Origin of the sequence: Ilumatobacter sp. (assembly GCF_046290335.1) — a bacterium.
GTDB lineage: Bacteria > Actinomycetota > Acidimicrobiia > Acidimicrobiales > Ilumatobacteraceae > Ilumatobacter_A.
In genome coordinates, this window is record NZ_JBKAGH010000008.1 from 103,009 (window position 1) to 116,338 (window position 13,330).

A 13,330-nucleotide genomic window follows, 5' to 3' on the forward strand; every position below is an offset into this window, starting at 1 on the left:
ATGATGCGTAGCACGAACGGCGCTCGCACCTACGCTCGGCGCGATGACGCCCGCCACGACTCCGCCGTTGCACCCCGATCTGATCGTCCTCGAGTCGTTGCTCGGAACCTGGAGCGGCAACGGAACCGGCGAGTACCCGACCATCGACGGTTTCGAGTATTCAGAGACGGTCACGTTCGGCCACGTCGGCAAGCCGTTCCTCGCGTATGCGCAGCGGACCGCGGCTCCCGACGGCCGCCCGCTCCATGCCGAGACGGGCTACTGGCGGGTTCCCGAGCCGAGCCTCGCCGAGCTCGTCATCGCTCATCCGACCGGCATCACCGAGGTGCTCGAAGGATTCGTGGCGCCGAACCTACCCGGGAGCGGCACGCTCGTGATCGACGTCCGCTCCACGAGCATCGCGTCGACGGCGTCCGCCAAAGAGGTCACCCGAACCGAGCGGACCTTCGAGATCACCGGCGACGTCATGCGGTACACGATGCGCATGGCAGCGGTCGGCCAGCCGCTGCAGCACCACCTCGCTGCCACGCTGCACCGCCGTTCGTGAGCCAGCGACAGAGTGGGTCAGACCCACTCTGTCGCCCAGGCAGTCTCCGCGATCGCGCCGACGACAGAGTGGGTCTGACCCACTCTGTCGTTTCGATTTTCGGTGACGGCGTGGCGGGCGTAGCGTGGCGCGCATGTCGAATGTCGTGATCGTCGATGCCGTCCGTACTCCGATCGGAAAGCGAGGTGGCGGACTCTCCACCATGCATCCCGCTGAGGTCTTGTCGCAGGTGCAGAAGGCCATCATCGACCGGACCGGGATCGACGCCCACGAGGTCGGCCAGGTCGTCGGCGGATGTGTCAGCCAGGTCGGCGAGCAGAGCTTCAACATCGCCCGCACGGCGTGGCTCGCCGCAGGCCTGCCGCTCGAAACCGCGGCGACCACCATCGACACGCAGTGCGGATCGAGCCAGCAGGCGACCAATCTCGCCACGTCGCTCGTCGGTTCCGGCGTGGTCGACGTCGCCCTCGCCTGTGGCGTCGAGGTGATGAGCCGCATCCCGATCGGCATCAACTCGTCGAAGAAGCTGGGCCTCGGTGTGCCGATTCCGAAGACGTACTTCGAGCAGTACGAGATGACGTCGCAGTTCGAAGGCGCCGAGCGGATCGCCGACAAGTGGAACATCAGCCGCGCCGACGCCGACGAGTTCGGGCTCGCCTCGCAGGAACGAGCGGCTCGCGCGTGGGCCGAAGATCGCTTTGCCGGCCAGTACATCACGGTCGAGGCACCCGACGTCGACGAGGAAGGCAACCCCACGGGCTCGACTCACACCGTTGCGCGCGACGAAGGCCTACGCGAGACCACGCTCGACAAGCTCGCCACGTTGAAGCCCGTCGCCCGCGAGAACGGCGTGCACACGGCGGGCAACGCCTCACAGATCTCCGACGGGGCTGCGGCCGTCCTGGTGATGACCGACGACAAGGCCGGCGAACTCGGCCTCACGCCGCGGGCACGCATCGTCGACACCTGCCTGGTCGGCGTCGACCCGGTACTCATGCTGACCGGGCCGATCGACGCCACGCAGAAGCTGCTCGCCCGCACCGGGCTGTCGATCGAGGACATCGACGTGTTCGAGATCAACGAAGCGTTCGCCTCGGTCGTGCTCGCGTGGGCGAAGGAGACCGGCGCCGACCTCGACAAGACCAACCCCAACGGGGGCGCGATCGCGCTCGGTCACCCGCTCGGCGGCACCGGGGCGTTCTTGATGACGAAAGCGCTGTACGAACTCGAGCGCACCGGCGGCCGGTACGGCCTGATCTCGATGTGCTGCGGCGGCGGCCTCGGCACCGGCACGATCATCGAACGCCTGTAGACGTCCGCCCCCGTCGCCCCACGCCCCGAGGCGGTGGGCGTCTCGACTGCTCCTCGGTCCTGGTTCCGACACGCTGCGATAGACACGAGTCGATGAGTTGGTCGGTGCTGCGCGGGATCGTCGTCGGCGCGCTCGTGTGCGCCGGGTGCACCTCGGCCGATGCGGGACCCGACCCGTCCGACACCGTGCCGGCCTCCGGCGTCGACGCGAACGCGACGGTCGAGCGCATCGTCGACGGCGACACGATCGACGTCGTGATCGATGGCCGAGATGAGCGAGTCCGTCTCATCGGTATCGACACCCCCGAGACGAAGCGACCGGACACGCCGGTCGAGTGCTTCGGCCCCGAAGCGACTGCACACATCGACGCGTTGCTCCCGACGGGCACCCCGATCCGGATCGAACGCGACATCGTCGGACGAGACCATTTCGACCGGCTGCTCGGCTACGTCTACCGAGCCGACGACGGACTGTTCGTGAACGTCGAGATGATCCGGGCAGGATTCGCACAGCCGCTGTCGATTCCGCCCAACGAGACCTACCGCTCGGTGTTCGTCGAGGCGGCTCGAACCGCCGAACGACAGGGAGTGGGTCTCTGGTCGGCCTGCGCGAGCTGAAGCGCTGACGAGGCGCACAGCAACGAGAACCGGTCCGCGCGCAGCAGACGTGGGCGGATAGCGTCGTCGCCGTGACGGACTCACTCGCCGAACGGCTCGGGCACACTCCCGACACGAAGCTCGTCATCTTGTCGTGTGACGACCTCGGTGCGAGCCACGCCTCGAACGAAGGCGTGTTCCGAGCGCTCCGCGAGGGCGTCGCGACGTGCGCATCGATCATGGTTCCCGCTCCGTGGGCGGGTCATGCGGCAGCAAAGGTGCTGCCGAGCGACGACATCGGCGTCCATCTCACGCTCAACTCCGAACACGAGACCTACCGCTGGGGGCCGGTGACCCACGCGCCGTCGCTGCTGTCGGGCGAGGGAGGATTCCCGCGAACCGTCGCCGATCTGTGGGAACACGCCGACCGCGACGAGGTGCTGCGCGAGCTGCGAGCGCAGATCGAACGGGCGCAGGTGTGGGGCATCGACGTCACCCACCTCGCACCGCACCTCACGGCGATCACGCTGCGACCCGAGTTCTTCGACGTCTACCTCGAACTCGCCGACGAGTTCCAGCTCCCGATCCGCTTGCCGTCGACGATCACGACCGAGCAAGCCGGATTCCCGTTCCGCCAACTCGCGAGCGAGGAAGGGATCGTGTTTCCCGATCACTTCGACCACGACTGGCGAGCCGGCAGTCGCGACCGCGTGTTCGGAGCGATCGAGCGACTGCAGCCGGGCGTGACCGAGATCCACATTCAACCTGCCATCGACTCACCGGAGGTCCGAGCGTTCGCCGGAGCGTCCGCGGACGGCTGGATCGCCGACCTCGAGCTCGCGACCAGTGCCGAACTCCGCTCGGCGTTCGACCGCTCGGGCGCCATCTTGATCGGGTTCCGACAGCTCCGCGACGCCATGCGCGCACAGTCTCGGTGACGACGGCTGCTCACGCGACCAGCCCGAGGATTCAGAGGGCGGCGACGATGCCGCGGATCGCGTCGCTGGCGCGGCCCGACTTCAGTTCGGCGAGGATTTCGCCGGTGTGTCCGCTCGCCTTGAGCTTGCCGCGCATGAACGCCACCGTCGGATCGAACCCGTCGGCGGCCGCGTCGACGACCGGCACCGTGAACACCACGTCGGCATCGTCAGGCCCAGCGGTTCGCTCATCGCTCTTGGCCACGACGACCCGATACTGCACGCTGCTCATGATGTGGCTCCTGGCTTGTCCGAGTCGACATGGCCGACGGCGGATGTGACGCCCCCGGCTCGAATCCCGTCGAAGAGATCGCGTTCGTCGTCGCTCTCGGGGATGCTCCCGGCGCGCGATCGAGCAAGGATCCAGTCTTCCCAGGGATAGGTCTCGGCGAGTTGCTCGTCGGTCAAGCCGAACCACCAGCCGGCGTTCGGGTCGACCTGGGTCGCATGCGCTCGCAGAGCGCCGGTGCGCGCCCACTGGAAGTCGGCGACGTCGATCTTGGTGGTGATGCGATGATCTTGCGCCGGACGATCGAGCCACTCCTCGGTGAAGGGTGATTCCCCGGTGTAGCGCAGCATCGCCTCGTGGACCGCGAGGATCCGGGCCTTCGCCCACACGGAGTAGTACAGCTTCGACGGAGCGAACGGCTCGCCGAGTTCGCGATACCAATTCGGGTCGCCGGCACGATCGAACGCCAGCACGGAGATGTCGTGCACCCGCAGATGGTCGGGATGCGGGTAACCCTTCTGGTCGTCGCCATAGGTGATGATGACCTGCGGACGGGTCCGACGGATAACGGCGACGAGTCGCCCCACCGCCTCGTCGAGGTCGGCCTGGTGGAAACAGTCGGGATGCTCGTTCGGCGGGGTCTCGGCCATGCCGGAATCTCGGTAGCCCAGCATCACCACTTCGTCGAACCCGATGATCTCCGCCGACGCAGCCAACTCCGCGCTGCGCATCGATGCGACGAGCGCGCGCTCCTGCTCGGGCGACATCTCGAAGAACGGTTGGCCCTCCTCACGCAGCGACGGATTCTGCAGATCGCCCTCCTCGCCGCCGGTGCAGCACACCAGCGTGGTGCGAACGCCTTCACTGTGGTACTTCGCCAACGTCGGCGCTCCCTTGGACGCTTCGTCGTCCGGATGGGCGTGCACGGTCAACAGCGACAGCGGCTCACCACCGGCGACGGTCACGGCGGTCGCCGACCGCACGTCGTCGATCTCTGCAGCGTTCGGGTCGGGCACGGGGCCGAGGCTATCCGTGGCGCAGAACCTCGGCACGACCGATGCCCTACGCTCGACATCCGTGACTCGATTTCCGTCCCGATTGCCGGCTCGATGCTCCGTGGCCGTCGCCACCGTGTGTGCAGTGTTCGCACTCAGTGCGTGCGACACCGGCGACGGCACGACGCTGCAGGACCCGGTGGCACCGACCACGTTGCCGCCCATCGACACGACCCCGCTCGAGTCGGTCGCGATCGATCCGACCGACGCACTCCTCGCCACCGTGGCACCACCCGACGACGTCGCCGAGCCACCCGCACCGCTTCCCGGTGAAACCGGGCTCCGGTTGTTCACCCCGTGGGCCGAGGGGGGCCCGATCGACGCTCGTTTCGGGTGCGACGGCAGCAACGCAGCTCCACCGCTGAGCTGGAGTGACCTGCCCGACGGCACCGTCGAGGTCGCCGTGGCGCTCGTCGACGAATCCAACCTGTCCAACGGACGACCGTTCGTGCACTGGGTCATGGCCGGACTCACTCCTGCCACGCCCGGACTCGCAGAAGGGGAGGTGCCGATCGGCGCCATCCAGGCGCTCAACTTCTTCGGCAACGTCGCCTACGACGGGCCGTGCCCGACGCTCGGCGAGACCAACTCCTACCGGGTGACGCTCTTTGCGCTCAACCAGCAGGTCGAACTTGCCGATGGAACTCCTGCAACGCAACTCCTCGATCTCATCGACGCAACAGCGATCGAGTCGGCCAGCGTGCTCGGGACGAGTACTCGCTGACGATCTCACCTCGCCGAGCGCTTCCAGGATCACCGACGACGGCGGACACTCATGGCGGACGACAACGACTCAGACGCGACCGGCGCGACCGGCGCGCCTGCGACCGGTGCCACGAGCGTGCCTGCTCCCGGCTGGCCTGCGCCGCCGGTGACGCCCCCGCCTGACGCACCATCCATCCCAGCTGCGCCTTCCGCCCCCACTGCGCCATCCCACCTCGCTGCGCCATCCCACCTCGCTGCGCCATCCCACCTCGCTGCGCCATCCCACCCCGCTGAGCCGCTCGACGAACCGCTGGTGACGATCGAGCATGCCGCGGACACGCTTGCAGCACCGACGGGCAACGTCGCCGCGACCGCGGCGAACCTCCTCGAGCTGCCCGAACACCTCCGAGGTCTGCTCGACGCCGACGGGACCGGCGTGGCCATCATCGGGCCCGACGGTCACGTCGCACAGATCAACCGCGTGATGATGTCGCTGATCGGTGCCGACTCGGTCGACGACTTGGCGCCGGAATCGCCGAGCATCACCGTGTTGCGCTCGCTGCTCGACCACGTGCCGCTCGACGTGTTCGCACCCGAACTCGAGTCGGATGCTGCGCCGACGCGGGCTCGACACGATCGAACCTGGCAGGGCGATTTCGACCATCGCACGCTCGGTGGAACGACACGATTGCTTCGAGCCACCGTTCACGCCACCCGCTCCGAACGCGCTGACGAGACGACGATCGCGCTGCTCGTCCACGACGTCAGCGAGTCGCGTCGCGAACGAGCGCTGCTCCATCATCGAGCAACGCACGACCCACTGACGGGTCTCGACAATCGGCCGTCGATCATGCTCGTGCTCGCCCAGGCGATCGCGTCGCAACGGGACCGGCGCGGCCATGTCGCCGCGTTGTTCGTCGATCTCGATCATCTGAAGTTCGCGAACGATGCCTTCGGCCATCAGGTCGGCGACCAACTTCTCGCGTCGACCTCCCATCGCCTGGCGCAAGCAGTCCGACCCGCCGATCGCGTCGCCCGTCTCGGCGGTGACGAGTTCCTCGTCGTGTGCGCCGACATCACCGATGCAATCACAGCCCTCGAGTTGGCCGAACGCGCTCGCCGAGCCCTGCGCGGCCACCTCCGGATCGGTGAACTCGACCTCGACTTCTCGGTGAGCGTCGGCGTGGCCTTGACCGACGCGGATGTGTTCGACCTCGACGACGAGGCGGCGGCTGCACTCCTCATCAGCAACGCCGACACCGCGATGTACCAGGCCAAACAGCAGGGCAGGGACCGCTGCACCCTCTTCACGACGCAGATGCGGGCCAGCGCCCGGGAACGTACCGAGATGGCAGCTGCCCTGGCTCGTTCGGTGTCCGATGGCGACCTGACCGTCGACTACCAGACCGTCTTTTCGTCGGTCACCGGCGAAGGCGTCGCAGCGGAGGCGCTCGTCCGCTGGACACACCCGACCCAGGGTCGCATCGACCCGGCGACGTTCATCGGCGTCGCAGAAGAATCGGGCATCATCGGCAAGCTCGGCGAGGTCGTCCTCGACCGCGCGCTCGGCGATCTCGCCGCTTGGATCGGCATCGGCACCGTGAACGCCGACTTCGCCGTCCACGTCAACGTATCCGGGATGCAGCTCGGCTCGAACTCGTTCGTCAACACCGTGTCGACCATGCTGCGTGTGCACGAGATCGAGCCGCACCAACTCGTCCTCGAGATCCGCGACACGTCGCTGTCGGGTCGTGTCGGCGACGTCGAACGCTCGATCCGAGCGCTCCGACGTGCGGGTGTTCGGATTGCGGTCGACAACTTCGGCACCGGTCCGAAGTCGATCGGCGTGATGACCGACGTCGGCGCCGACGTGATCAAACTCGACGGCGCACTCGCGCTGCCGAGCGGCGTATCGGACGCCGAGACGCGCCTCGTGCGAGCCGTGGTACTGCTCGCTCACGCGCTCGACATGACCGTGGTCGCCGAACGCGTGAGCGGCACCGAGCAACTCCGCCGCCTTCGCTCAGCGGGATGCGACCTCGTGCAGGGCAACCTGCTCGCTCCCCCTCGCCCGGCCGACGAACTTCGCACGGTGCCGCTCCACGGCTGGTGACACCGCACGGACGAACCCGGGAGACTCGCAGGGAATCGCGGGGTGCGGCTCGCGAGCTCTGCACACGGACCTCGAAGCGCGGCACGTGGCTGACGGTTGCGCGCGGCTGTACATGTGAGTCCGCCGAACGGGACGTCCCGACCCGACATCGGTGGTTCGGTGGTCGAATCCGTCGCGAACGGTTTCAGGCCGTCCAGCCGGACGACGGGTTGGTCAGCGTGATCGATCCGATGTCGATCGGCGAGCCGTCGATATCGACGGTGGCGTTCTCGAGGGTGGTGATCACGGCACTGCACTCTGCGTCCTCGACGGCATCGGGGAGGTCGAACGATCCGGCGATGACGGGCCAGGTTGCAGCCACGGTGGAGTCGGGTTCGTACCAGTCCTGGACATCGTCACAGGCCATGGCGAACAGGTGCTGACCAACCATCACCGTGACCGAAAATCGATCGTCGGGCAAGGAGACCGGCCCTGGCGGAGCTGGCTCGCTGGGCGGCTGCGGCACCGGGATCGACCGGTTCGTCGTGTCGGAGCGTCACGGCGAGAACGCTTGGCCCGCTTGCGTCGCAGAACGCGTCGTCGTCCGCCCATCTTCTTTCGCTGCTCCCCGGGAGATAGCGGGTCGAGTCATGGACGCCCCATCGATCGCAACGGGATCGCCAGCACCGATGACCTCACCGTTGCCGGTGACCAGGGTGTCACCGTCGTCGCCGACCGTGGTGTCGGGGATCGAGCGAACATCGGTGTACCTCGCAGAACAGAAACAGAACAGAACGGAACAGAACAGAACCGAAGGAAAGAGAAGGAGAAACTGCGTGCTCACTTCGACGTTGCGAAACAGTCGTCAGTTCCCCATCTCCGACGCATGCTTTCAGGCATCGACCCGCGCAGCCGACGGGACTCCCCTACGCTCGACTGGGGCCTCGGCGCAGCACGGGCCTCGTCCGGGTCACCGAGCGCGCGATTCGAATGGATCGAGACGACGGAGCGATGCGTCGACAAGCTGATTCGCCAGCAGGTGTGCCCGTTGTGGTGCTGCGGCGCGGCGCGCCAGCTTCGGGCCAGCCTCCGGGAGCGACCCGGCAGATCGGCACGTACCGCGGCCCATGCTGCGTCCCGGGATCGCTCTCGGCTCATGCCGGGCGAATCGAGGCAGCGACCTCAGGCATGGAATCAGATTCTCGGGTTCATGGCCGCCAGGCTCGTCCTCGCGTCGCAGCTCCGGCGAGACACGGGTGTCGAGCACTCGATATCGCTCGCCCCCAAATTGCGAGGACGGTCAGTCGTGATCGAGACGGGGTACTGCCACGACCTCGAGCGCATCGATTCCGATGAGGTCGCCCGGATTGCAGATGTCCACCGGTAGCTCGGCTGCGGGTGCGGTCGCGGCGATCATCGCGTCGTAGGCCCGCGCTGTTGCTGCGCGGCCGTTGCGCCTCAGCGACGCTGCCGAACGCTGTCGCGGCCGCAGCGTCGAAAGGAAGCGGACCGAAGTCTGCTTCTTCGGCCTGGAGATGTGCTTGGCGTGCGACACGGTCGTCGTCGGTCGTGGCCACGAGCGGACCGACGGACAGCTCCGCCAGGGTTGCCGCGGTGATGAATGCTGCGTCGGATACAGCATCGATTGCCGTGATCCGTCCGAGAAGGATCAGCGTGCTCGTGTCGAGAGCGCCACGCTCGCTCACACGGATGCGTCGATCACGGAATCGAGATCGCGGCGCAACTCGCCAGGGTCATCTCGGGGAGGGTGGGCTCGCCGACGCATCAGCTCTGCGATGGAGGCCACACTCGAGCGCAGGGGACGGAGTTCGGTCACCTGCTGGCCGCGGCGCGTCACGGTCACGCGTTCACCACGGGCCACGCGATCGACGACCTCACCGCCGTGGTTGCGTAGCTCTCGGATCGGCACATCCGCCATGTCGTCAAGGTGTCACCGGTGATGCATTGCGGACAGTCGAACCGCGCAGAAGTGTCCGGTCGGTCGACGATCAACAGCACTCGGGAACCGGCGACATGTCCGACGGCCCGGTTCGCCGGTGGTGTTCGTCGCGTGTTTCGCGCTCTGCAGGAACGTGCCGCCGAGCCCTCGGTATCCTGAGCGTCGTGCCACTCCCGTTGCCTCCTTCCGACGCCGGCGGCACGGAGCCCGGACGGTCCCGCAGCCAGTCCAGCCTTCCGCAGCCACCTCCGAGCGCCACGTCGTTCGGGGTACCGAGCGGTCCGCCCGTCGGCCCACCATCGGCCGGACCAGCCGGAAACGCTGGCTCCGTGAGTTGCTACCGGCATCGTGACCGAGTCGCCGGTCGTCGCTGCACGCGCTGCGGCAAACCGGCGTGCGGCGAGTGCCTCGTGCAAGCCAACGTCGGCAGCCATTGCCTCGAGTGCGCGAAGGCGTCGCGTCCCGACCTGCGCACTCGGGCTCGCTTCTGGTCAGCGGGCAAACCGGCGCTCGTCGCCTACACCCTGATCGCAGTCAACATCGCCGTCTTCGTCCTGCTCGGCGCTGCGTACGACCTCGGCGGGATGCTGTCGGGTCGGATCACCGATGCACACCTGCAGTTCGGGCTCAACTCGCTGTTCGTCGACGGCAACCCCGTGCCGTACCGCCTGTCCACCGATGAAGTGGTCATCAGCGGGGGCACCGACTACTACCGACTCGTCACCTCCGGGTTCCTCCACTTCGGGTTGATCCACATCGGGATGAACATGTTCTTCCTGTATCTGCTCGGCAACGAGATGGAGCCGATCCTCGGGCGGTTGAAGTTCGCACTGGTGTACGGAGCGTCGCTGCTCGGTGGTTCGGCCGGCGTGATCCTGATCGATCAGGGGTCGATCACCGCTGGCGCATCGGGAGCCGTGTTCGGCCTGCTCGGTGCATACGCGGTCGGCATCTGGCGACACGGCGTCAACGTCTTCAGCACGCAGATCGGCTCGCTGCTGATGATCAACCTGTTCTTGACCTTCTTCGTGGCGAACATCTCGATCGGCGGGCACATCGGCGGTCTCGTCGCCGGCGGCATCTGCGGGTTCGTCGTGCTCGCCCCTGGCTACAAGGGCGTCCCGAACTGGGCGAAGTACGCCACCCCCTGCATCGTTGCGGTCGCCGCCCTCGCCGTGGCGCTCGTCGCAGCATGACCCTGAACGCAGCGCCGTCGGCGTCACTAGCCTGATCTCATGGCACTGCGCGAGACCCACATCGAGCGGATGCGAGACGGATCGTTCGACACACTGATCATCGGCGGCGGCATCAACGGCGCGGTGACCGCCGCGTCGCTGGCTGGCCGAGGCGCCAACGTGGCGCTGATCGACCGGGGCGACTTCGCGAACTTCACCAGTCAAGCCTCCTCGAACTTGGTGTGGGGCGGGTTCAAGTACCTGGAGAACTACGAGCTGTGGCTCGTGTTCAAGCTCTGCCAGTCACGCAACCGGCTGATGCGCGCGTACCGCGACAACATCAAGGAGATCGGGTTCTACGCTGCACTCGACAAAGGCGGGCCCTATCCCCCGTGGTTCGCAGCACTCGGCGCCCTCGGCTATTGGATCATCGGACAGTTCGGGACCCGGTGGCCTCGCTTGTTGTCGCGCGACACGATCGAACGAGAAGAGCCAGCGATCAACACGACGGGCGTCGCTGGCGGCATCGAGTATCGAGACGGCATCTTGATCGACAACGACGCACGCTTCGTGTTCAGCTTCGTCCGCTCCGCGATCGAAGCCGGCGCCGCGGCAGCGAACTACGTCGAGCTCGTCAGCGCTCGGCGTGATGGCGATCGCTGGATCGCCTCGCTACGCGATGTCGACAGCGGCGACGAGTTCCAGACGACAGCGCGCACGATCGTCAATGCAGCCGGACCCTTCGTCGACGAGACCAACGAGAGCTGGGGCCTCACCACCGAACACCGGATCGTGTACTCGAAAGGCATCCATCTCGTCGTGCCGCGACTCACGACGCGTCACCACGACAAGGTGCTTGCGTTCTACGACGACACCGAGCGACTGTTCTACGTGATCCCGATGGGCCGCCGCTCGGTGATCGGCACCACCGACACCCGTGTCGACACACCGTTCACCCAGGTCGACGACGACGACATCGACTTCTTGCTCGCACAGATCAACGCCCGCCTCGACCTCGACGAACCGCTCAGCCGCAAGCACATCATCGCCGAACGGTCGGGGGTGCGTCCGCTCGTCGTGAAGACCGACGGCGCCGACCACGACGACGTCGACTGGACCAAGCTGTCCCGCAAACATGCGGTCGAGACCGACCACCGTCAGCGCGTCGTGACGATCTTCGGCGGCAAGCTCACCGACTGTCTGAACGTGGGCGAAGAGGTGGCCGACGAGATCGAGCAGCTCGGTATCCCCCTCGAACGCGACCTGCACAACTGGTACGGCGAACCGGCCAAGGCCACGCGCAAGGAGTTCTACCGGCAGGCGCGTCTGATGAAGCTCGACGGGCTGCGCGACAAGCCGGAGGTCGAGCCCCTCTCGGATCGACTGTGGCGCCGCTACGGCCGCCGAGCCTTCGCCATGCTCGACGCCATCCGCCAGGAGCCGTCGATGGCGGAAGACATCATGGGATCCGCCGACTACATCCGAGTCGAACTCCACGAGGCGGCTCGCTCCGAGATGGTCACGCGCCTGGAGGACTTCATGCGTCGCCGCTCCAAAATCGACCTGGTGGTGTCCGACGACGACATCGCCCGATCCAGCGGGCTCCGCGAGGTCGCCGAGATCCTGTTCGGCGACGACGCCGAACGCCGCCTCGCCGAGTACTTCGGCGGGGTCGACAAGGTCCCCGAGGCCGTGATGGCCGGCCCACCACCCACTCCGCGGACCCGCTCGGCCGGCGTCGTGCTCCACTGACCGTCATCACATCCGCCGTCATCACATCCGCCGTCATCTCATCCATGCGCCGTCCCGCCGAGCACCGTTGCCTCGACCACCGTTGCGAGCTCGCAACGCCCGGGCTGGCAATGTCCGGGCGGGCAACGTGTTGAGCCGTCTCGTTCGCGCTGCGCTCGGGCGTCTCGGTTTGCGACGGTCGGCGCCGTCGTTCGATCCCCGTTGGGAGCCGTTCCTGCACCGAGGCTTCGAGCACTGGCGGTTGCTGTCGCCCGACGAACTCGACCGCATGCGTCATCTCGTCGCGCTGTTCTTCTTCGGTCGACGATGGGAGGCAGCGAGAGGAATGGACCTGACCGACGAGGTCAAGGTCCTCATCTCGGCGCAGGCATCGATGTTGCTGCTCGGACTCGAACTCGACGAGTACGCCGACGTGACGTCGGTGATCGTGCATCGTTCGACGGTTCGCCTCCACGGGGCCCGGCCGACCGGGGGCGGCACCTGGTCGAGCGGGACCCAACACCTGGCCGGGCAGGCCCACCACAAGGGTCCTGTGGTGCTGTCGTGGGCGGCGGCGCGCAGCGGGGCGCTGGTACCTCAGCGCGGCATGAACGTCGTGTACCACGAGTTCGCACATCGTCTCGACATGCTCGACGGCATCACCGACGGGACCCCGCCACTCGAGAGCGAGGAGGCGGTCCAGCGATGGCGCGACGTCTGCACCGCTGCCTTCGATCGAGTTCGAGAGGGCGAGTCCATCCTGCGCGGCTACGCCGGCACGAACCCGGCGGAGTTCTTCGCGGTGTCCACCGAGTTGTTCTTCAACCGACCGATCGACCTGCGGGCTCACGAACCCGCGCTGTACGGCGAACTCCAGGCCTTCTACGGACAAGACCCAGCGGCTCGATATCCCGACGCCGTCCCGTTGATCCCACCCGCGTGACACGTGAC

The 13,330-nt window shown here is 67.0% G+C and carries 14 protein-coding genes; 9 read left to right on the forward strand and 5 right to left on the reverse strand.

Annotation, left to right across the window (positions count from 1 at the left end):
- Positions 1-43 precede the first annotated feature (43 nt).
- The 4 genes from ACE37B_RS22310 (at position 44) to ACE37B_RS22325 (ending at position 3,393) form a co-directional block, all read left to right on the forward strand.
- On the forward strand, positions 44-547 hold the full coding sequence (locus ACE37B_RS22310) for an FABP family protein (protein WP_409925553.1): 504 nt from the start codon (positions 44-46) through the stop codon (positions 545-547).
- Positions 548-680: 133 nt separating this feature from the next.
- Entirely contained in the window at positions 681-1,859 is a 1,179-nt protein-coding gene (locus tag ACE37B_RS22315; RefSeq protein WP_409925554.1) for a steroid 3-ketoacyl-CoA thiolase, read from the forward strand.
- A 92-nt stretch (positions 1,860-1,951) separates the two neighbouring features.
- Positions 1,952-2,476, forward strand: coding sequence for a thermonuclease family protein (locus ACE37B_RS22320; protein WP_409925555.1), 525 nt, complete (start codon positions 1,952-1,954; stop codon positions 2,474-2,476).
- Positions 2,477-2,547: 71 nt separating this feature from the next.
- Positions 2,548-3,393, forward strand: a complete 846-nt coding sequence (locus ACE37B_RS22325) for a ChbG/HpnK family deacetylase (RefSeq protein ID WP_409925556.1) — start codon at positions 2,548-2,550, stop codon at positions 3,391-3,393.
- 31 nt (positions 3,394-3,424) lie between these two features.
- On the opposite strand, the gene ACE37B_RS22330 is transcribed toward ACE37B_RS22325, so the two are convergent.
- Together ACE37B_RS22330 and ACE37B_RS22335 are read right to left on the reverse strand one after the other, a co-directional pair.
- Positions 3,425-3,664 (reverse strand): hypothetical protein, encoded by a 240-nt coding sequence (locus ACE37B_RS22330; RefSeq protein ID WP_409925557.1) that lies wholly within the window; start codon positions 3,662-3,664, stop codon positions 3,425-3,427.
- Complete coding sequence (locus tag ACE37B_RS22335; protein ID WP_409925558.1) at positions 3,661-4,677, reverse strand: PIG-L family deacetylase; 1,017 nt, start codon at positions 4,675-4,677, stop codon at positions 3,661-3,663. The genes ACE37B_RS22330 and ACE37B_RS22335 overlap by 4 nt, the downstream gene beginning before the upstream one ends.
- 124 nt (positions 4,678-4,801) lie before the next feature.
- Here ACE37B_RS22335 and ACE37B_RS22340 point away from each other — a divergent pair, with 124 nt between their 5' ends.
- A complete protein-coding gene (locus tag ACE37B_RS22340; RefSeq protein WP_409925559.1) occupies positions 4,802-5,440 on the forward strand; it encodes a YbhB/YbcL family Raf kinase inhibitor-like protein in 639 nt (212 codons plus the stop codon).
- A gap of 294 nt (positions 5,441-5,734) precedes the next feature.
- Positions 5,735-7,534 (forward strand): putative bifunctional diguanylate cyclase/phosphodiesterase, encoded by a 1,800-nt coding sequence (locus ACE37B_RS22345; RefSeq protein ID WP_409925560.1) that lies wholly within the window; start codon positions 5,735-5,737, stop codon positions 7,532-7,534.
- Positions 7,535-7,718: 184 nt separating this feature from the next.
- On the opposite strand, the gene ACE37B_RS22350 is transcribed toward ACE37B_RS22345, so the two are convergent.
- From ACE37B_RS22350 to ACE37B_RS22360, 3 genes are all read right to left on the reverse strand, one after another.
- A complete protein-coding gene (locus ACE37B_RS22350; protein ID WP_409925561.1) occupies positions 7,719-7,964 on the reverse strand; it encodes a hypothetical protein in 246 nt (81 codons plus the stop codon).
- A gap of 849 nt (positions 7,965-8,813) precedes the next feature.
- Positions 8,814-9,068 carry a hypothetical protein gene (locus ACE37B_RS22355; protein ID WP_409925562.1) on the reverse strand — a complete coding sequence of 85 codons (255 nt, stop codon included), beginning with the start codon at positions 9,066-9,068 and terminating at the stop codon, positions 8,814-8,816.
- A gap of 147 nt (positions 9,069-9,215) precedes the next feature.
- Positions 9,216-9,452, reverse strand: coding sequence for a type II toxin-antitoxin system Phd/YefM family antitoxin (locus ACE37B_RS22360; protein WP_409925563.1), 237 nt, complete (start codon positions 9,450-9,452; stop codon positions 9,216-9,218).
- 350 nt (positions 9,453-9,802) lie between these two features.
- Between ACE37B_RS22360 and ACE37B_RS22365 the strand changes: the two genes are divergently transcribed.
- The 3 genes from ACE37B_RS22365 (at position 9,803) to ACE37B_RS22375 (ending at position 13,322) form a co-directional block, all read left to right on the forward strand.
- On the forward strand, positions 9,803-10,669 hold the full coding sequence (locus ACE37B_RS22365) for a rhomboid family intramembrane serine protease (RefSeq protein ID WP_409925564.1): 867 nt from the start codon (positions 9,803-9,805) through the stop codon (positions 10,667-10,669).
- Between the two features lie 39 nt (positions 10,670-10,708).
- A complete protein-coding gene (locus tag ACE37B_RS22370) occupies positions 10,709-12,400 on the forward strand; it encodes an FAD-dependent oxidoreductase (protein ID WP_409925565.1) in 1,692 nt (563 codons plus the stop codon).
- 67 nt (positions 12,401-12,467) lie between these two features.
- Positions 12,468-13,322 carry a zinc-dependent peptidase gene (locus ACE37B_RS22375; RefSeq protein WP_409925566.1) on the forward strand — a complete coding sequence of 285 codons (855 nt, stop codon included), beginning with the start codon at positions 12,468-12,470 and terminating at the stop codon, positions 13,320-13,322.
- Positions 13,323-13,330: the final 8 nt, after the last annotated feature.

What these genes read in the sequence shown, in the direction of transcription:
- ACE37B_RS22320 (WP_409925555.1), top strand. Translation starts at nt 1,952, where the DNA reads ATGAGTTGGTCGGTGCTGCGCGGGATCGTCGTCGGCGCGCTCGTGTGC.
- ACE37B_RS22370 (WP_409925565.1), top strand. Translation starts at nt 10,709, where the DNA reads ATGGCACTGCGCGAGACCCACATCGAGCGGATGCGAGACGGATCGTTC.
- ACE37B_RS22360 (WP_409925563.1), bottom strand. Translation starts at nt 9,452, where the DNA reads ATGGCGGATGTGCCGATCCGAGAGCTACGCAACCACGGCGGTGAGGTC.
- ACE37B_RS22315 (WP_409925554.1), top strand. Translation starts at nt 681, where the DNA reads ATGTCGAATGTCGTGATCGTCGATGCCGTCCGTACTCCGATCGGAAAG.
- ACE37B_RS22310 (WP_409925553.1), top strand. Translation starts at nt 44, where the DNA reads ATGACGCCCGCCACGACTCCGCCGTTGCACCCCGATCTGATCGTCCTC.
- ACE37B_RS22330 (WP_409925557.1), bottom strand. Translation starts at nt 3,664, where the DNA reads ATGAGCAGCGTGCAGTATCGGGTCGTCGTGGCCAAGAGCGATGAGCGA.
- ACE37B_RS22350 (WP_409925561.1), bottom strand. Translation starts at nt 7,964, where the DNA reads ATGGTTGGTCAGCACCTGTTCGCCATGGCCTGTGACGATGTCCAGGAC.